Origin of the sequence: Paenibacillus gyeongsangnamensis, assembly GCF_027533625.1 — a bacterium.
Lineage (GTDB): Bacteria > Bacillota > Bacilli > Paenibacillales > NBRC-103111 > Paenibacillus_G > Paenibacillus_G gyeongsangnamensis.
Genome location: NZ_JAQAGZ010000049.1, coordinates 1 through 19449 on the forward strand (window position 1 = coordinate 1; position 19449 = coordinate 19449).

19 protein-coding genes and 4 pseudogenes are annotated in these 19449 nt (G+C 46.4%); 9 read left to right on the forward strand and 14 right to left on the reverse strand.

Features of this window, described 5'->3' with window-relative positions:
* Positions 1-261 precede the first annotated feature (261 nt).
* Both O9H85_RS36445 and O9H85_RS36450 read right to left on the reverse strand, forming a co-directional pair.
* Positions 262-549: pseudogene (locus O9H85_RS36445) on the reverse strand (aminoglycoside 6-adenylyltransferase); the annotation flags it as partial.
* Between the two features lie 99 nt (positions 550-648).
* Complete coding sequence (locus O9H85_RS36450) at positions 649-1503, reverse strand: helix-turn-helix domain-containing protein (RefSeq protein ID WP_269886235.1); 855 nt, start codon at positions 1501-1503, stop codon at positions 649-651.
* A 215-nt stretch (positions 1504-1718) separates the two neighbouring features.
* Between O9H85_RS36450 and O9H85_RS36455 the strand changes: the two genes are divergently transcribed.
* Complete coding sequence (locus O9H85_RS36455; RefSeq protein ID WP_269886236.1) at positions 1719-2738, forward strand: aldo/keto reductase; 1020 nt, start codon at positions 1719-1721, stop codon at positions 2736-2738.
* Between the two features lie 188 nt (positions 2739-2926).
* Here O9H85_RS36455 and O9H85_RS37595 read toward each other — a convergent pair whose 3' ends face one another.
* The 3 genes and pseudogenes from O9H85_RS37595 to O9H85_RS36475 form a co-directional block, all read right to left on the reverse strand.
* Positions 2927-3799 carry an SRPBCC family protein gene (locus O9H85_RS37595; protein ID WP_333474310.1) on the reverse strand — a complete coding sequence of 291 codons (873 nt, stop codon included), beginning with the start codon at positions 3797-3799 and terminating at the stop codon, positions 2927-2929.
* Between the two features lie 30 nt (positions 3800-3829).
* Positions 3830-4303 (reverse strand): annotated as a pseudogene (locus O9H85_RS36470) (MerR family transcriptional regulator).
* 259 nt (positions 4304-4562) lie between these two features.
* A pseudogene (locus tag O9H85_RS36475) lies at positions 4563-5383 on the reverse strand (Cof-type HAD-IIB family hydrolase).
* A gap of 40 nt (positions 5384-5423) precedes the next feature.
* Between O9H85_RS36475 and tnpA the strand changes: the two are divergent.
* From tnpA to O9H85_RS36515, 8 genes and pseudogenes are all read left to right on the forward strand, one after another.
* Positions 5424-5711, forward strand: coding sequence for an IS66 family insertion sequence element accessory protein TnpA (gene tnpA, locus O9H85_RS38155; RefSeq protein ID WP_409348268.1), 288 nt, complete (start codon positions 5424-5426; stop codon positions 5709-5711).
* On the forward strand, positions 5705-6061 hold the full coding sequence (tnpB, locus tag O9H85_RS36485; RefSeq protein WP_269886239.1) for an IS66 family insertion sequence element accessory protein TnpB: 357 nt from the start codon (positions 5705-5707) through the stop codon (positions 6059-6061). Before tnpA ends, tnpB begins: the two co-directional genes overlap by 7 nt.
* 66 nt (positions 6062-6127) lie before the next feature.
* Positions 6128-7705, forward strand: coding sequence for an IS66 family transposase (tnpC, locus tag O9H85_RS36490; protein WP_269886240.1), 1578 nt, complete (start codon positions 6128-6130; stop codon positions 7703-7705).
* 278 nt (positions 7706-7983) lie between these two features.
* Positions 7984-9456, forward strand: coding sequence for a spore germination protein (locus tag O9H85_RS36495; RefSeq protein WP_269886241.1), 1473 nt, complete (start codon positions 7984-7986; stop codon positions 9454-9456).
* A 31-nt stretch (positions 9457-9487) separates the two neighbouring features.
* Positions 9488-10585 carry a GerAB/ArcD/ProY family transporter gene (locus tag O9H85_RS36500; RefSeq protein WP_269886242.1) on the forward strand — a complete coding sequence of 366 codons (1098 nt, stop codon included), beginning with the start codon at positions 9488-9490 and terminating at the stop codon, positions 10583-10585.
* Positions 10582-11793, forward strand: coding sequence for a Ger(x)C family spore germination protein (locus O9H85_RS36505; protein WP_269886243.1), 1212 nt, complete (start codon positions 10582-10584; stop codon positions 11791-11793). Before O9H85_RS36500 ends, O9H85_RS36505 begins: the two co-directional genes overlap by 4 nt.
* Before the next feature lie 14 nt (positions 11794-11807).
* On the forward strand, positions 11808-12032 hold the full coding sequence (locus O9H85_RS36510; protein ID WP_269886244.1) for a hypothetical protein: 225 nt from the start codon (positions 11808-11810) through the stop codon (positions 12030-12032).
* A gap of 7 nt (positions 12033-12039) precedes the next feature.
* A pseudogene (locus O9H85_RS36515) lies at positions 12040-12234 on the forward strand (class I SAM-dependent methyltransferase); the annotation flags it as partial.
* 256 nt (positions 12235-12490) lie between these two features.
* On the opposite strand, the gene O9H85_RS36520 reads toward O9H85_RS36515, so the two are convergent.
* From O9H85_RS36520 to O9H85_RS36555, 9 genes are all read right to left on the reverse strand, one after another.
* A complete protein-coding gene (locus tag O9H85_RS36520; protein WP_269886245.1) occupies positions 12491-13204 on the reverse strand; it encodes a hypothetical protein in 714 nt (237 codons plus the stop codon).
* A 270-nt stretch (positions 13205-13474) separates the two neighbouring features.
* On the reverse strand, positions 13475-13678 hold the full coding sequence (locus O9H85_RS36525; RefSeq protein WP_269886251.1) for an NUDIX domain-containing protein: 204 nt from the start codon (positions 13676-13678) through the stop codon (positions 13475-13477).
* 352 nt (positions 13679-14030) lie between these two features.
* Complete coding sequence (gene cls, locus O9H85_RS36530; protein WP_409348267.1) at positions 14031-15476, reverse strand: cardiolipin synthase; 1446 nt, start codon at positions 15474-15476, stop codon at positions 14031-14033.
* Between the two features lie 168 nt (positions 15477-15644).
* Positions 15645-16475 carry a tryptophan 2,3-dioxygenase gene (gene kynA, locus O9H85_RS36535; RefSeq protein ID WP_269886246.1) on the reverse strand — a complete coding sequence of 277 codons (831 nt, stop codon included), beginning with the start codon at positions 16473-16475 and terminating at the stop codon, positions 15645-15647.
* 16 nt (positions 16476-16491) lie between these two features.
* Positions 16492-17112, reverse strand: coding sequence for an arylformamidase (kynB, locus tag O9H85_RS36540; protein ID WP_269886247.1), 621 nt, complete (start codon positions 17110-17112; stop codon positions 16492-16494).
* Positions 17113-17138: 26 nt separating this feature from the next.
* Complete coding sequence (kynU, locus tag O9H85_RS36545; protein ID WP_269886248.1) at positions 17139-18437, reverse strand: kynureninase; 1299 nt, start codon at positions 18435-18437, stop codon at positions 17139-17141.
* Positions 18438-18480: 43 nt separating this feature from the next.
* A complete protein-coding gene (locus tag O9H85_RS38160) occupies positions 18481-18594 on the reverse strand; it encodes a GNAT family N-acetyltransferase (RefSeq protein WP_409348269.1) in 114 nt (37 codons plus the stop codon).
* A 27-nt stretch (positions 18595-18621) separates the two neighbouring features.
* Positions 18622-19230, reverse strand: coding sequence for a VanW family protein (locus O9H85_RS36550; protein ID WP_333474311.1), 609 nt, complete (start codon positions 19228-19230; stop codon positions 18622-18624).
* Between the two features lie 9 nt (positions 19231-19239).
* Positions 19240-19449, reverse strand: a 210-nt coding sequence (locus O9H85_RS36555; RefSeq protein ID WP_269886249.1) for a transposase, incomplete at its 5' end; no start/stop codon positions are given.

A 19449-nucleotide genomic window follows, 5' to 3' on the forward strand; every position in this document is an offset into this window, starting at 1 on the left:
TTGGATTATGAACGCCAGGTAATCTATTTTTTATGAGACGTTTGGCTGTCCGCGTATGTGAAAGAAGCAAGCCGATGAGTGCTAGACCAGAATGTGCTGTCAGTGTTTCCATCGACTGGTCCAAATTGAATCGAACAGGTTTCATCATTGCACCTCCGGGTGAAGTTGAGAAAAACGAAGAGTTCCTCTCTTTTCTCCATTTTAAGCCACCGGACGTTCATATTCTATTGTTTTCATATATTCACTTTCACGGATTCAGGATAGCATTAAATATCCGTAAGTGCGATCGAAATCCATTTTCGCACCGATATCTTGATCTAACTTATCCGGTTCTTGAATCATAATTAAGTCTCCAAAAATGTTTATCCATTTTTTATCTTTCAAAAATGAGGCTGTCTCCGTTACAACATAAACAATATCGTAGTCTTGAAAAATGTCTTTTGGAGCATTGCAATTCGTTCTTGAACCATTCATATAGACTGCTCGAATCCGTTCATTTTTTTCTGCTACACCTAATATCAACTCAAACATTTCTTTATTGCTTCTCATTGCACCTCATCCCCCATTAGCTAAAAATCATATAACCACAAGCCGTTTTTACACTCAAAGTTTAGCTTAGCATTTTTCTATAGTTCGCAGATCATGCCGTTACCTGAAACTTTGGATATACTCGCGTGGGGTGACGCCGACAATTCGTTTAAAATGGCGGTGCAAATGGCTTTGATCGCTGAAGCCGAGTGACGCGGCGACTTCATGGACGGAACTGCCTTTGACGAGCAGCTCTTGCGCTTTGTTAATTCTTTCGCGAATGACATATTGATGAGGGGCAAGCCCCGTAGCTTCTTTAAAGAGCCGGACTAAGTGGGATGAGCTGACATGTGCCGCCGCCGCAATATCGTCCAAGGAAATATCCTGCTCGAGATAAGCGTGAATATATTGCAAAGCACCGTCCAATTGCTTTCGAACGAGCCGATGAGGAACCGCCTCGCGGTGCCCGGAGGCGGTTCCGTAGCGATGGAGCAAATGAACGGACAGCATCCGGACGAGCGAATCGACATACAACTTGCCGCCGAGCCCCCCATTTCTCAAATCTTCGAGCAGCCACTGCGCCATCTGCGTAATACGGTCGTCTTGCAGCCGAATGTGCCTTCCGAAATCGATGGCACTGCCGCTCCCAATAGGAAGCTCCAGCTCGGCGGCGACTTTGTCCGTCAATGCCGGCGATAAATCGAGACGCTGGAAGGAAAGCGCTCCGTCCCACCTACAGTACGACATATCGCCCGCCGAAAATAAATTGATGTCACCTTGCTTCGCTGTTCCCTCGCCGCGATACCCATCCGCTCGCTCAAACACACGCACCGGCTGCGGTGTCGTATGTATTACAATCAGATGGCTCGCCAGAGCCGGCTCGAAAGCCTCTTGCGGGGATACACCTTCCCAGCCCGAAAGCTTCACTTCGGACCAGCCGAACACATCGCTTGACACAACAGGATAATCGGGCAAGAAGCTCTACCCCCTTTATCGAAAATGCCTTGCGAGACACTCAAATACTACTTTTTCATTTTATCTCAATTTTTGGGAGGCGATCAACACAACAATTGTGTAGAATGAGCATTTTGTACAAAATCGCGATTCGTTCGTTCAAGAGTGCCGAGGATACTGTTCTATATACTTAAATCAAGAAATGTACAACAATAATAAACGGAGGCAGATGAAAAATGAAGTATGGACAATTGGGCAATTCCGGATTGATCGTATCGAAACTGGCGTTCGGGGCTATGACTTTCGGCTCGGGCAACATTCCAAGCGTATACAAGGTAGGGCAGGATCAGGCACAGAAGCTGGTGGACCTGGCGCTAGACGCGGGCATCAATTTCTTCGATACGGCGGACGGTTACGCCGACGGGCAAAGCGAGGAAATCCTCGGCCGGCTGCTCGGGGCGCGTCGGAAAGAGACGGTCATCGCCACTAAAGTCGGCTTTCGAGTAGATACTGGCCTTGTCCAAGCCGGCCTGTCTCGTAAGCATTTGTTTTCGGCATGCGAGGCGAGCTTGGCGCGATTGAACACCGATTATATAGATTTATACATCGTTCATAAGACCGACCCTTTCACCCCGCTCGAAGAAACGCTGGAGGCGCTTGGCGATCTTGTCCGGCAAGGTAAAGTTCGCTATATCGGCTATTCCAATTGGCCTGCTTGGATGGCCGCTCATGCCGTACAGATGCAGCGCGAACGCAAATGGGCGACCTTCATTAATGGGCAAATGTATTATTCCTTGGTCGGCCGGGATATCGAGCACGATACCGTTCCTTTCATGAAGGCGAGCGGCGTCGGTCTAACGGTGTGGAGTCCTTTGGCCGGCGGCTTCTTAAGCGGCAAATATACCCGCGACAATCTGAGCGATCCGAATAACCGGCTGAGTGGCTTCGATTTTTTTCCGCACGACAAGGAATGGGGCTTTACAGTGCTGGATACGATTCGGGATATCGCCCAAAATCATGGCGCCACACCGGCACAAGTATCGTTCGCTTGGCTGTTGACACAGCCTCATGTGTGCAGTGTACTGGTCGGATCGAGCAAAGTTTCCCAGTTGGAAGACAATTTAAAGGCGTCCGAGCTGCAGCTGACAACGGAGGAGATCGCGGCACTGGAGCAGTTGACGCGTCCTGCGCCGCTTTATCCTAACTGGTTTACGGACATGACGCTAGATTCTCAAGTTGCCGAGGCGCTGAAATGAAAAAACGCGAAACCCGTTCTACCTCTGGACGGGTTCTGCGTTTTACCACCACCACCACCACCACATGACGAAGGACTGCCAGAGCAGTTCCTTCGTCTTTTGCGTGGTTACGTTTTTCAACTCCATCAGGTACCCGTTAACACAGATGTACGGGGTAAGAGCATCGGATGTATGGGAGTTTATCAAACTTATTCGGAAAGCCTCTTCATGAGCAATCCGAGCCTGTCTAAATTTTGTTCATTCGCCTCTTCGCAAACTGGTTTGAGCTGGGTGTATTCTTCCTCTGTTTCGAAAGTCTGCCGAAAAGTGATCTCTGTTCCACCATCGACGTCCTCGAATGTAGCAGTCAGAATAAAGTGAGGTCTGGATTCGTGCCTTAGCACAATACATTCAGGCCCGATTTCATGAAATACGCTTCGGTTCGGGTAGTCGGCTCCGTTAGGGCCATGCATGGTATATTCCCAGACGCCTCCGGGTCTTAAATCGAAAGTGTGGAAAGTATTCGTGAAACCGTTAGGTCCCCACCACTGGGCGAGGAGTTCCGGCTCCGTCCAAGCCCGGTACACCAAACTTCGAGGGGCATCCAACTTGCGACGAGATACGAGTTCGAAGGTGTCTGCGTTGCTTTCCCCAAGGGATTTCCCGAGAAGGTCCAGCAATTCCTTAGTTCCATGCTCACGTTGTTCCGGTATATCGTGGCCGTCGAAAAACGTTCCCTGTTCTGTAAATATCAGTTTGATGCCATCACTGGTCGGCTTTAATTCAATAGTCGCGATGGAAACCGATATCCGGACTTCTCCTTGGTCCAAACTATACGTGTATACCAGACGTTCATTGGGCACGATTTCCTGGTAAAAGGCTTCAAATGTATACACAGGTCCGCCTGGAGGGCCACCCCTGCTAAATTCTCGTCCACCTACGCGGAAGTCGAATACCTCGGCAGGCTGGAACCAGCGCGCTTTGGCGCCCCGGTCCGACCATGCCGCAAACACCCGTTCCAGAGAGGTACGGTAAATGCGCTCAATTTGGAATGTAGAGTGAGTCGTAAATCGTTGTTTCATAAGTAAATTCTCCTCCTACAGAGCTCATGTCTAATTATCGTTTAGAAAATCGCTGAGCAGATCGAAACGGCGTTCCCAGTTCAGCCGGTATTCAATGATATACTTTTCGTGGCTCATCTTCATCGTTTCCAGAAGTGAAATAAATGCATCAACGGAAGGTGGCTCCTGATGGTTCATTCAATCGGCCACGCGTTCGAGTTCGGCCAGAAGCTTCTGCTCGGTTTTAATAATTTTCCGGATACGTTCAATCTGAATAGCCACGATGTCAGACGGGGCAAACGTATGGCCTTTCAGCACCGTCTGAATTTCTTCAAGCGATAAGCCCAAATCTTTAAGAGACAAGATTTGTTGCAGTCGTTTGATATCGGCTTCGTTATACAACCGATGACCGGTTGTGGAATGCCCTGACGGTGAAAATAAGCCGATTTGATCGTAAAACCGCAAAGTCCGGACAGTAAGTCCGGTCAATTTGGCAAGATCCCCCACTTTCCAATTCTGTTGCATAAACCACTCCTTTCTTTGGCGCTAGCTATTTACCGGTGTCTTTAGTATAAAACGTTACGTTACGTAAGGTGCAAGAGGTTTTAAAGATAACATTTATTTCTTTTCTTCGCTTTCATAAGATCCCGCTAAAGCATTTCAATCAAAAAGCGATTATTCATATCCCCGCTACCCTGCCCGAAATATGAGACAAGGTCACCGATCCGTTTCGGCAGCCCTTCCTAATATTTATTGAGCCATCATACACGTTTAGCTTAGCAAGCTACTGATGTAGGTACTTTTCTAACGCATGATAAACTCCATCTTCATCATTTGAAAGGGTCACCTCATTTGCTTTCTCTTTGACATCATCAGGCGCATTTCCCATTGCGATTCCTAATCCTACGTATTCAATCATGTCTAAATCATTATAAAAATCACCTATAGCAATGACTTCAGACGGTTTATAATTCATTAATTCTAATACTTTAGCCAAAGCTTCCTTTTTAGTTGCCTTGAAATGAGCATATTCCTTGAAATGTGGCGCGTCCGTTTTAATGCTGATATTAATCTTCAACTCATTATGTGTCCAATTTTCTATTATTGATGGGGCGGAGACGATAAATTTCATTACATTATCTTTTATAGATAACAGGTTTTCATGTATTGTGTAATTAATACCATATTTCCCGTAATATTTTACGTGAACATCATCAATGAATTCAACAAAATAATCAAATGCGGTACAAGCAGCAAAATGAATATTTCTCTCTCGGCAGACCTTTACCAATTGTTCTACATCATGCATGGAGAAGGAATTTTCATATATTACTTTATTATCTTTTGTATCAATAATTAATGCACCGTCATTCAAAACGAAAATACCATCATAATTAAATTCTTCGATAATCCTCATCGTTTGCATATAATATCTACCCGTTGCAATAACAACTTAACCCCTGCATTTTGAGTTTTTCTAACTGCTTCAATATGTTTGGCAGACAACAGGGTCTGACTATTTAGCAGAGTACCATCTAGGTCTAGGGCATTTAATTTGTAACGAATGCTCTCTACCCACTCCTTGGTATAATTATCCATTACCATAACATAATTTACCTCTTTTAGAACTAATATCTACATTAAACTGCCCCCGGACTACAAAGCAAGTGGGCTTACAATGTCAGCGTGGTGCGATGCTCATCATGTTACAAAAGAGCAGTTGAAGTATTGGTTCCGCAAACTTAAAGTAGTTCCTTCCGAGGTCGTAACTACCCCTACACACTGGGTGCCGCTAACAGTTGCTGATCCCGTCCAATTTACCAACCATGCTTCCCTTGTCGTTTACATCGGTCCAGCCCATATTGAGATCCGCTCTGGCTTCGACCCAAGGCTGCTAAGAGAAGTCGTGCAAGCTCTGGAAGCGCCATGCTAACATTATCTGGTATCCAACACGTCTATCTTGCGTCTGGATCAACAGATCTGCGCAAGTCCATCGACGGATTAGCTGCCATCGTGCAGGAAGGCTTCGGGCTCAATCCCTTTTCGCCGTGCTTGTTCGTGTTCTGCAATCGCGAGCGAAACAAACTCAAAATTTTGCACTGGGAGCACAACGGGTTCTGGCTGTTTTACCGCCGCCTTGAACGCGGCACGTTTCAGTGGCCACGCGCAAGCACAGACACGGCAACAACCATCTCTTCCCGCGAGCTTCGTTGGCTGCTGGATGGACTTTCGCTTAGTCAGCGGCAGGCACACCCGAAAGTCACGGCCGAAACGGTCGTTTAATTCGAGTTCGATGTATCGCCATACCTTGCAGCAGGGATAAAGTGACATTCACCGAATCTATTCGGTATGGAAAATCGAGCGGATACCTTAACGACAATCAAACAATTGGAACAGCAAAACGCCAAGCAGGAGCAACAAATTGCAGAGCTTACTGCTAAGCTCAAATGGTACGAGGAGCAGTTCCGTCTTGCGCAACAAAAACGCTTCGGTGCATCAAGCGAGAAGACGAGCCCCGATCAATTGGAGCTGAATTTGTTCAACGAAGCCGAGGTACTTGCAACGCCTAAAGGGCAAGAGCTGCCGACGGAGCAAGTAACTTACGAGCGCCGAAAATCGACCGGTAAGCGCGAAGCGGATCTGGAACGTTTGCCGATTGAGACCGTGACCTATGAACTCAGTGAAACGGATCAGCTCTGCTCGTGCTGTGGCGGCGCGCTCCATGAGATGAGTACTGAGACACGCAGCGAGATCGCCATTGTGCCGGCTCAAGTCAAGGTCATCCGACATGTGCGGCAGGTCTATTCCTGCCGCCATTGTGAGCGCGAAGACATTCAGACGCCTATCGTCACGGCGCCGATGCCGAGGCCCGTCTATCCGGGGAGCCTCGCTTCTCCGTCGATTCTAGCGCATATCATGTGCCAGAAGTACGTGGACAGCTTGCCGCTTTATCGACAGGAGCAGATGTTCGCCCGTTTGGGCTTTACATTGTCCCGGCAAACGATGGCGAACTGGATGATTTACGGCGCGGAGCAGTGGTTGTCCCCCATGGTCGATGCCATAAAGGCGTATTTGCTCCGGCAGGAGACACTGCATGCAGATGAGACGACACTGCAGGTGCTGCGCGAACCGGGAAGATTAGCTGAATCCACATCGTATCTGTGGCTCTACCGGACCGGCCGAGGCGTATCGCCGGCTGTGCTCTATGACTACCAGATGACACGGGGCGGTGAACACCCCTGGAACTTCCTAACCGGCTTTAAGGGGTATCTGCATGTGGACGGTTATCCAGGCTACCACAAAGTCGCTGGTGTTACACTAGTCGGATGCTGGGCACATGCCCGGCGCAAATATGACGAAGCGTTAAAAGCGTCGCCGGAGAAGAAGGGGCAATCGGACACGGCGGCGGGTCAGGGGCTGACGTATTGCAATGCGCTCTTCGCCATTGAACGCGACTTGAAGGATGCCACGCCGGAAGAACGGCATGCCGTAAGGCAAGAACGAAGCCTTCCGGTATTGGAGGCTTATTCGAAATGGCTCCATCAGCAGCGATCGCGAACGCTGCCGAAAAGTTTGGTTGGACAAGCGATCGCCTACAGTCTGAATCAGTGGGAGAAGCTCACCGCTTTTCTGAAGGACGGAAGGCTTGAGATCGATAACAATCGCAGCGAGAGGTCGATCAAGCCGTTTGTCATTGGGAGAAAAAACTGGCTGTTTGCTAACACGCCAAGAGGCGCGAAGGCCAGTGCAGCGATCTACAGTATCATCGAGACGGCGAAGGAGAATGGACTGCATCCGTTTAAGTACCTCATGCATCTTTTCGAGAAATTGCCGCAGCTCGAGGATCCCCGTGATCCGAAGTCGCTGGAGCCGTTTTTGCCTTGGTCATCGTCTATTTCACTGATGTGCCATGTCTTTAATTCGTGATAAATCTATAACAGCCCCAGTACAATGATAGGCTTGGGGCTATTGACGTTTACAATTGGACAGCTAGCTAACGTCAAGTGCGGTTTGCATAAAATGTTATCAAATGTAAAATAATACAGCATGTTACAAGAAAAATAACCGATACTGGAATGTGATTCCTTTTGATAAATTTAATTAATAAATTAACCAGGCTGGCGGTATCTCAACCCCACTTTCATCAAATTAAATCGGAAGCACTCAACCTTTCTAAAGATTTAAACGAGAATCTACAGACCGTCATGAGCGAATTTAAGCATGTAGACGATCTTGTCGTCAGGCGGTTCAAAATTGGAACGGAACACCAGATCGATGCGTTTGTTGTGTTTTTGAGAGGTCTGGTCGATAAGGAAATGCTTCAGGAACATGTCATCATGACATTGATGACGGACTTTCGTGGGACTCGACTCGAATCGGGCATTCCCTGCAAACATCCATTGGCAGTCATTAAAGAAAATATACTTTCCGTTGCCAGTCTGACTGAAGTCAATACTTTGATGGAATCGACGAATGCCATTTTATCCGGAAACTCTGTCTTATTCATTGACGGCTCGGATGCGGCTCTAGCCGTTGCTCTTCAAGGCGCTGAAACAAGAGGAGTAAGCGAGCCGGAAACCGAGGTTACCGTAAGAGGACCAAGAGAAGGCTTTGTGGAAAGCCTCCAAGTTAATGTTTCTATGGTAAGAAGAAAAATCAAGAATGCGAATGTGAAGCTGGAATTAATGACAATCGGCCGGCAAACGAAAACGGACGTCGGCATTATGTATGTTAAGGGCATTGTTGATAATAATATCGTCCTTGAAGTGAAGAAGAGGCTTCAAAAGATACAAACCGATTCCATATTGGAGTCAGGCTATATTGAATCTTTTATCGAGGATGCACCTTTCTCCATATTTGCCACAATCGGAAACAGTGAGAAACCGGATGTGGTCAGTGCAAAGCTTTTGGAGGGCAGAGTTGCCATACTTGTTGACGGAACCCCTTTCGTGCTCACCGCTCCGTATTTGCTGATCGAGGCTTTTCAAAGCAGTGAAGATTATTATATACGTCCGTACTACGCGACTTTTATAAGAATGTTAAGATGGATGGCTTTTTTGATCTCCGTTTTTTTGCCTTCCGCCTATGTGGCGATTACGACATTTCATCAGGAATTGCTGCCTTCAAGATTATTGACTAGTATCGCGGCTTCCAAGGAAGGCACTCCGTTTCCGTCCATAATTGAAGCGCTTATGATGCAGATCATTTTTGAAATTTTGAGAGAGGCGGGCATCCGGCTGCCAAGACCGGTCGGACAAGCCGTAAGCATTGTCGGCGCACTTGTTCTGGGAGAAGCGGCCGTCTCGGCTGGACTGATCGGGGCGCCGATGGTTATTGTGGTCGCTCTTACCGCAATTACTTCGTTTGTTGTCCCGGCCTTGATTGAGCCGCTTACGATTGCAAGACTTTTGCTAATTATATTGGCGGGCTTTGCCGGACAGTTCGGCATCTGGTTAGGCGTCGCCGGAATTTTGACTCACCTGTGTTCTCTTCGTTCCTTTGGGGTTCCCTATACGTCTCCTCTGACACCCTCGAATTTGGGCGATATGAAGGATGTGCTGGTGAGGGTTCCTTTGTGGGCCATGCATCGACGGCCTCAGGGCCTCGGGACCTCAAATACGGACAGGCAGCAAAAGAAGCAAATGCCGGCGCCACCGGAAAACGGCTCGACGAATTAACCCGCAATCGGAGCGGAAGGGAGGGTAATGGATGACGGTATCGAACAAAATCAGCTACAAACAGCTCGTCTATCTGATGATCCTTAGCAGAATAGTCATTACGCTCACGTATCTTCCCGGCCTAACGTCGCCGCCGAAAAATCGGGATTTTTGGATCGCCGAGCTGTTGAACTTTCCTTTCCACATCTTGTTCGCGATTCCCCTGTATCTGTTGTGGAGAAGATATCCGGAACAGTCCATTATCGAATATAGTCAAACCCTCCTAGGGAAACTGGGTAAAGGGATCGGTTTTTTATACATATGGTTTTTCCTTCATTTTGCGGCCATCACCTTATCTCAATTCGATTTGTTTCTTACGACGATGGTTATGCCTGAAACTCCCATTTTATTCTTCGCCGCCTCGCTCACTCTCTTTTGCGCTTATGCCGTCCGAAAGGACATCGAAGTCATTGGCCGATTGTCCGAATTGATTGCGCCGCTCATTATGGTTACGGTTATTACCATCCTGTTGCTCCTGTTCAATGAGATGCGTTTGGAAGAATTGTCGCCTGTCTTGGAAAGTGGACTTATGCCAGTTCTGTACAACGGCTTTACATCCGCGGCCAGAACTACAGAAATTATAGGGATGACTATGATTTTGCCTTTTCTGAACGACCGGAAAAAAGCGGAAAGAGCGATCCTCGTCAGTATGATATTTATAAGTATATTTTTTGTGCTGATTACCATCCCCGTATTAACCGTGTATGGTATCGAGCATGCCAAACGCCTTTCCTTTCCGTTCTTCCAAGTCGTAAAGATGATCAGCATTGGAAATTTTCTGGAGCATCTGGAATCCATTCATGTCGGAGTATGGGTTTTGGGCGTTTTTGTGAAAATATCGTTTTATTATTATATGGCCGTACTTGGCTTGAAGCAGATGTTCAACTTTAAGGATTATAAAACCTTTGTGCTTCCGATGGGCACGATTCTTGTTCCGCTTAGCATTATGATCTCTCCAAGCGTTGTGGAATTAAAGGAATTCACCGGCTACAAAACTTTAACGTGGTATGCGCTGTTCTATATGGTGGTTATTCCCGGCATTCTGCTGATCGTCTCTTCCTTTCGCAAGAAGGAGGGGATCCGGCTGTGAAATGCCGCCTTCTTTTTTGCACCCTGTCGATCTTGGCGATGGTTGCCGTTAGCGGCTGCTGGAATAGAAAGGAGCTGGATACGCTATCTATTGTTGAGGCGATCGGTATTGACAATGAGAAAAGAGGCTCAATTACCCTTACTTTTCAAATCCTAAAGCCGGGTGAAGTGAAAGCTGCCGCAGGAGATCAAGAAGGAACTCACACTTCAGGCGGAGGCGGAGGCGGAGGCGGAGGCCGAGGTAAAGTAACATTCATTATTACAAGTAAAGGCCGGACGGTTTTTGAGGCTGCCCGAAACGCGACGTTCGAGGCGGAAAGAAAATTATTTTTTGCGCATAATAAAGTGATTGTGATCGGTGAGGCAACGGCCAAATCGGGCATAGTTCCTCTGATTGAGTTTATGAACCGGGATCATGAGTTTCGTGAGGGCAGCCGCATCTTTATTGCCAAAGGAAAAGCCTCGGATATTATCAAGAGTACGCATGAGCAGGAAAAAGTTCCCGCAGATGCGATCGAGAATCTTGCCAGAATTTCAATCTCTACCTCCCAAATCCCGGAAATCAATTTACACGATTTCTTAAAAACGATTGACAGCAAATCCAGCGATCCCTATATACCCGGAATTTTGGAAGTTAAACAAGATGGAAATAGCAAGCAGAGGCTACGGCTGGAAAATACGGCCATATTGCGCAAGGATAAGCTGATCGGTTGGTTCGATAAAAAAGAAACCCGTGGCTTGCTATGGATACTTGGGGATGTGAAAGGCGGTATCATTGTAGTGAAATCGCCCAAGGAGGAGCCAAGGGACGTAAGTCTTGAAATTACGCGGGCCTCCGTCAAGGTCAAGCCTGAGATGATGAACGGCCGTCTGAAGATTAACGTGAAAATAAAAGAAGAAGGCAATCTGGGGGAGCAGATGTCGGAGACGGTCAATTTAACAAAGCCCGATATGTTTAAACGATTGGAAGCCGAGAAATCTGCCGTAATTAAAGATGAAATCGGCTCCGCACTCGCCAAAGCGCAAAAGTGGGGAGTCGATATTTTCAAATTCGGTGAAGCCGTACACCGTAAATACCCAGCTGAATGGAGAAAGCTCTCCGCAAATTGGCCGGAAGAGTTCCGAAAACTAGAGGTTAACGTACAAGTTGATGCAAAGCTTCGCAGGTTCGGTCAAAGAACTTACCCTGACAAAGCTGAAAACGATTGAAGGGGATTGACCTCATGAAGGTATTTGCATTGATTGTTGCTTTTACGGTATTGACGCTCCTTGAACTTCCGGGATTACTGAAAAAACGCCAGTGGGCGGAGATTGCCGTATATTCGATGCTGCTGATGATCGGCTTCGTCTTAAGCTTGCTTCTAACGGTAGGAATCGAGGTGCCGAATCCCGATAAAGCGATACAATCGGTAATACGCTCCAGCACCCGCATGCTTCATCTGCAATGATCCATATGAAGGAGAAGGCAGAAACGCCGTATTTCTGGCAAGGCAAGGATATCAGGTGACGGCATGGGATTATGCTGAGAATGGATTGAAGAAAACAGAAAAGCTTGCGGAACGATTCCAAGTAAAGGTGGTAACCGAGAAAAAGGACTTGCTGTATGATCCAGTGCCTTCAGAAGTTTATGACGGCGCCATTATGGCATTCAGACCTATGGCTGAATGTCATTATTATCGAGTGCAATTAATGGAATTTCGCCTTAAGAGCGATATGCTGAACCGTACCAAAGATGAAAGTCCATATCATTACGCTAACGAAGACAATAGCGTAATAAAACAGCGGCAGTCTAATCAATAAGAAAATCAACAACAAAGTTTAACATAGACTAAGTGAAATGAAAAACCACCAAGCGTTCGTATCACTCGGCGGTTTCACCAATCCTATTGAGTTAGTCGTTTTCGGTTCAGCCAGGATTCGTCGGTGTTGTCGGAGCTCCGCCTTGAACGCCGTCTTCGCCAATTACCATACCTACGCGCCCGCCCGCAGCGACATTCCAATAAGATGTATTGCTATCAAAACTAATGTTTGTTGCACTTTGCGGGCTATCGTATCCGCTAACGGCTCCGTTTGTAAACGTCAGGTTGCCCGTCGCATTAACTTTGATATAACTGAATCCTTCGCTCAAAACATTTTTAATGACAACATTGGAATCGGCTTCTTGTTGGAAAAGGCCGCCCTGTGAGCAGTCATTGGCCTGAATTTTCATTTTGATTGCTCCATTACGCAGTAAACTAATGGAACCTTTATCTAAACGGATTTCCAGTTCTCCAACGAGATTGCTTGGAAGTTGCGGCGTTTTTTCCGTGTACACAACGGTGCGTTTGCCTCCAGTAATATCACCAGGGCCTGCCACACCAGTAAGGGTGTAGTTTTTCACCGAAAACGTGTCCACATTAAGCGAGAACTCATTGTATGTACCGATCACTTGAATATCTTTTGTCACAAAGCTACTCATTTTGATTGTTTGGTCGCCCTTGTACGTTTTGCCGTCAATGACAACCGAATAACCGCCATTAACACAATTCGCTGAGGTCGCCGCTTGTGCAGAGTTACCGAAACCAAGTGCCGAATATAAAACAAAAACCGTTGTCAACAAAACTGCTGCTAATCTCTTCATAATGTGATTACCTCCATTTTTTAAAAATAGTCTATCGGCATTCACCGAGGTAAGTGGGACGAAAGTTTCCTCCTCTCATCAAAGTTCTAATGCTACGGTTTTGCTGGGTATTGATGGTTTTGTTGCTGCCTTTCCTATATTAAGTAACGTTTGCAAGAACAAAATCGGTTTGATTTAAGAAGACTCATAAAAAATTAGCTAGGCGCGCTGAGGACTTTTTGACGCTTACAGTATTCGGATCTACCATGCTATTCCCGTGATGATTTTTCCCTAACTTAAAAATCTGAACTGTTTCACTTCTATTTGGCAACCCACTTCCTCTAGAAATTCACGTTTCAGCGCTTCGATCAAATTTTCACCATGTTCTTGGCCTCCGCCTGGTAACGTAAAATCAGCACCAAATTGTTCATCATACTTCTTTATAGTCAATAGTTTGTTATTACTTATAACGATTCCTTTAATTCCACACCGCACCTTCAATAACACTAGCTCCTTCCATAAGTTTCTCAAAGGATTGGAAAGAAAAGTGGACAGTTTTATTGGTTTACTTCTTCATGTACTTTTCATTATCCTGCCCAATCGTAATAAGGCTGCCGGGTGCGGCAGCCTTATTAATGATGTATTTTTGCGCTATCCTCCCCGTTTTAATCAGCAAGCCGCGGTGGCTTTATTAGGGTTAATCCCCTTCAAAGCGATCTGTCGGGAATGAGATAAAGTGCTTGTCATCGCCTAATGACAAGCACTTTATCCCATAAAATGAAAAAGCCGCATTAGATGCGTCTTTTAATAGGATATTGTTCTTGTCATCTGACAAATACCTGCAGTCCTACAAAATCGGCGATAATAATCGGGCAATCGCCTCCACGAAGCGCTGGATCAGCGGGCGCTTACGATAAGCAGCAAGCGTCAGCTCGCGGCAATTCTCCAGGTCCTGGTCAAAAATTCGCTGCAGCCGGCCCGCCACCTCGGTATCATAAATGAACGCATTCACTTCAAAGTTTAGCTTGAAGCTCCGGTTGTCCATATTCGCTGTTCCAGCAGTGGCAATTTTCCCATCAACCACGATCGTTTTCGCATGGAGAAAGCCTTTTTCATATAGAAAGCAGTTGACCCCGCTTGTCAGCAAATCCCCGATATACGAACGTGTCGCCCAGTACACGAAGCGGTGGTCGGGCTTGCTCGGAATCATGAGCTTTACACTAACACCGGAAAGCGCCGCCATTTTGAGCGCGGTGATCAAGCTCTCGTCCGGCACAAAATACGGCGTTTGTAGCAACACTGTTTCCTTTGCCGCCAAAATCATTTTGATGTATGCGTTTTTGATTTCCTGCCATTCCGTATCCGGCCCGCTCGATACGATTTGAATGCCCACATTGCCCTGATACACCCGAATTGGAAAATAACTGAGCTCATGTGAAACCGGTGATGCTGACGCTAAGTTCCAATCGAGCAAAAATTGCGCTTGCATTTGAAGGACGGCCCCGCCCGTCAATCGCAAATGCGTATCCCGCCAATACCCAAAGCGCTTGCTTAATCCGAGATATTCCTCCCCGATGTTCAGCCCGCCGATATAGCCATAGTGTCCATCGATAATCGCCAGCTTCCGGTGATTGCGGTAATTGAGCCGCTTATTGATATAACGGATGCGCGAAGGGAAAAAGGCCTCTACCTGCCCCCCGGCCTCCTTCAAGTTCTGAAAAAAACGTTTAGACAGGCTTGAACTGCCGATCGCATCGTACAAGAAGCGAACCTCTACCCCTTCCTTCGCTTTAGCTGTCAGCAATTCCATCAGCCGCCGGCCGAGCCCATCGTCCCGTACAATAAAGTATATCAAGTGAATATGATCCTTCGCTTCTTCCATATCCCGCAGGAGCGCTGCGAACTTGGCAGTTCCTTCCGTGAAGATTTCCACCTCATTATTTTGGCTGTACAAGGCATGACTTCCTGTCAGATTCATATAAATCATATCCTGATACTGCGCCATGGAAGGGTCTTTGTAATGGACGCCCTTTTGCCGGAAATCCCGCTTCTGGTTCTGAATTAGCGCATCAATTATTTTCTGCTTATCCTCTTGTATTTTATAAAACCTTCTTCGGGTCAGGTTTTGTCCCAAAAACAAATACAGTACAAATCCGACAACAGGGAGGAAAAACAGCACCATCAGCCACGCCCAGGTCACCGCCGCATTGCGTCTTTCCAAAAACACAACGACAATAGCAAGTAAAATGTTAAGCATAGACACTGCCGTATATACGTCCTGATAAAAATTCAAATCAAGATCCCCCCACTTGCAACAGCTAGTACGATTAGTATACCTTCCCTGCGTCCATCAGACATCCAATTTGTCATTATTGTCAAAAAAGACAAAGAAAAACCGAAAGCGTTCTCTTCACCCAGTAGCTTATCAAAAGCCGGATAAGCTTTCTCATACAATTTACTATTACAATACCGTTCTAAGGCTCCATAATTCAGGGAAATAGCGCTGGCTGACTACATGCTTCAAATAATCGACACCGGAAGATCCGCCGGTTCCATGCTTTAATCCAATAACGCGCTCCACTGTACCCATATGATTGAAACGCCATTGTTGCTGACGGCTATCGATATCGACGAGCTTTTCTGCGAGCTCATACAGATCCCAGTATTGCTCAACGTCCCTGTACACGGTTAGCCAAGCTTCTCTAACGCTGTCGTTCTCAGTATATTCTTGCGACCAGTCGCGCTGCAAATAAGCAGGATTGATCTCGAGACCACGTATGGCAAGCGCTTGGATGGCAGCATCGTAGATGCTCGGCTCGTTCAACGCTGCAGTTAATTGCCGGTGGAGTTCAGGCTGATGCTCATAGACAGCAAGCACTCTCGGCTTCTTCAATCCAAACATAAATTCGATCATACGGTTCTGATACGATTGGAAGCCTGAGGAGCTGCCCAGCTTATGCCGGAATTGCATGTACTCCGCAGGAGTCAGCGTGGACAATACGTCCCAAGATTGGACCAATTGCTGTTGAATTCTGGAGACACGAGCCAGCATTTTGAAGGCAGGCTCTAGATTGTTTTGCTGTATACAGCTCCGCGCGGCATCCAGCTCGTGCAGGATCAACTTCATCCAAAGCTCGCTGGCTTGGTGGATAATGATGAACAGCATTTCATCGTGGTGGTCAGACAGTCTAATCTGGCTGGACAATATTTGATCCAGGTGAAGGTAGTCTCCGTAGGACATTGCTTTGGAAAAGTCTGAAACTATATTTTCATTTTTCGGCAAGTCGGCCATGATCTTAGCTCCTTTTCTATGCTGTGTATGGTCGAAGCACTGCTCTTACAGGACTGCCGTCCGCCTCTGCCAGAGGAAGAGGAAGGGCGATCAATTCATAATCACCCGGATTGACATGATCTAAGGCAAGCCCTTCCAAAATGTGAATGTCATAAGCATGCAGGCCATGGTGAGCCGCAAGCTCTTTACTGTCCAATGGATCGACAGAGGGGACATCTACACCAATCAGTCGAATACCTTTTTTATTTAAAAATGCCGCTAGATCCGCCTTCAAATAAGTAATTTCCGAAGGAAATACATCCGGATTGGACCAAGAGCTTGTGCACAGCAGCAGGCGAGTGACACCGTCTAGATCATAAGCCGCCAAATCTTCCGCACCGATGCTCGATCTTCCGGATACATCTATCACGCGTGCCGGACCGATATACAGCTGCAAATCGAGGTCCATCACTTTGCAGCCGTTATTGTCAAAATGAAAAGGCGAATCAATATGAGTGCCCGTATGAATGCTCATCGTGAGCTTTCCTACGTTTACCGAACCGCTTTGCTCTTTGGACCAGCTGACTTCATAGGAGAAAGCCGTGTCTCCGGGCCAAGTCGGAACCCCTTTTTCCAAACGGCGAGAAATATCTATCATGGTTAAAAGGTACTCCTTCCACAAGCTTATGCGACTACATCACGGGTATTATCGAATTTTTCATACTGCTTTTCCGTCATGACTGTTTTCAATCGTTGCACGGTTTCCCACACATCGCAGTAGGTTGTGTAGAGTGGAATTGGCTCTAAACGAATAATGTTAGGAGCGCGGAAATCAGGGACAATGTGCTGCTCCTCTTTGAGGGCTTTGCAGATTCGGGCTGCGTCCCTATGCTCCAGGCTGATATGCCCGCCTCTACGCTCATCCTCTCTCGGATTCCCGATCATAAAGCCCATCCCGTCTAATTCACGTTCGATCAGATCCATGAAATATTGCGTGATATGCAGAGATTTTTGACGCAGCTTTTCAATATTGGCCTCTGTGAAAAGCTCCAACGAACCAATGAGCGGAGCCATGCTGAGGATGTTAGGCGTACCGATTTGAAAAGCACCTGCCGTCTCAGCTTGGTGGAATTGATGCTCCATATCGAATTGCTTATCTTTTCGTGTTCCAAACCATCCCGCTAAGCCTGGAGAAGTCCCGAAGTGCTTACGGTTGATGTACAGACTACCCGTTCCGCCCGGCCCGCTGTTCAGATATTTATAATTGCACCAAAAGGCAAAATCGACATCCCATTCACTAAAGGAATGAGGGATAGATCCAACGGAATGGCAGCCATCAAAGCCAATGAGGATGCCGCGAGCATGGGCCTCAGCCGTTAAGCGCTTGATATCCAACAATTGACCGCTCCGGTACAGTACCGTTGGCAAAATAATGAGTGCAATCTCGTCCGTCATCGCAGAAATAATGTCTTCTTCTTGGAGGAAGCGTCCATCGCGGCTTTTTACTTGAACGAGATACTTGGCAGGATCATATCCATGCAATTTCAACTGACTTTGCAGAGCATAAATATCCGAAGGGAAATTCAGCTCGTCCGCCAAAATTTTGGTTCTATTGCCTTGCGGTTTATAGAAGGTGGCCACAAGCTGATGCAAATTCGTTGTTGTTGAGCCCGTTACGATCACTTCATCTTCGGATGCCCCGACTAACGGTGCACTCATGGCTGCTAGCTTCTCAGCTAGGTAAAACCATGGGTATTGGCCTTGTGTCCAGCCGTCAATCCCCTGCGTTTTCCACGCCTCTAGGATTTCCAGTAACGTTTTCTCGGCACGTTTGGATAGTAATCCCAACGAGTTGCCATCCAGATAAATCGAATCCGGTTTGATATAAAATTGCTCTCGATAACATCCAAGCTCATCTTGTTCATCAAGCTTCTGGGCATATTCTTGTGAATATGGATTAGGGTCTAGCGGGTCTTGGAACATAAAAAGCCTCCTTAATCCTTTTTAAATCGGTTACATGACTTGCTTATCTTAACTTAGCGTTTATGATAACGTCAATGAGACTCAGCGTCAGCTCTCGACCGTACCCCCTGCGACGAAACGCCGGCTTCGTTGCTACGAGGTAAATGTGCGGTGTAATCCGATGGAATAGACATCATTGAATATCTTACAAAGATTCAGTAAATTCGTTTGATTTCATGTATTTAACTTCTGAATTATTCTTAATTATCAATTCCTCATTAACAAGATTCTCATTATCATGCTTGCTTATTTCCATCCTCCATATTTCATTTCCCCTATACCACCTGTCCTCATTTTGATAAAACTGATGATTTCTTTCTTCCACTTTGTATATGAATTCCAAATCCGCGTTACAATTTATCGTTCCTTCCAAATATTCATCGGATAAAAATATATTGAATTGAAACGTAAAGTTTGTTGGGTTGTAAAATTGCAAATCTACATAATTATAAAAAACACTTGTTCCTGTCCCAAAAGGGACAACTCTTCTATCATCAGGAAATATATCAAAACTATGATGATGACGTTCCTTGATCTCAAGCGGTGTATGAAGAGCCAGCCAAAATAGCATATTAGCTAATTGGCATAGCCCACCTCCCGTACCAGTTCGAATTTCTCCATGTGATAACATTAAACCTTCGATATAACCCTTGGCTTTTGTCGTTTTACCTACTAGTTTCCAAAACGAAAATGTTTCTCCTGGATTTATAACTATCCCATCAATATGCTCCAAAGCAATTTTTAGATTAATTATTTTATTTGATTATCCAACTAGCTCAGGATAGGTAATCGTGGTAGTCGAGATACAGCATTGTACGAGTCGATTGAACAACTCGCTTTTAAATTCGCGGCGGTTAAATCGGTAACAGAATTCGTCAAGATAAGCTTGAAGATGCTTAGGATCTAAGCCGTGAAAGGTTCCTCCAATAAAAGCTTTCGCGTTGGAGATGACGGTGTGAAGCCACTTCAGGTG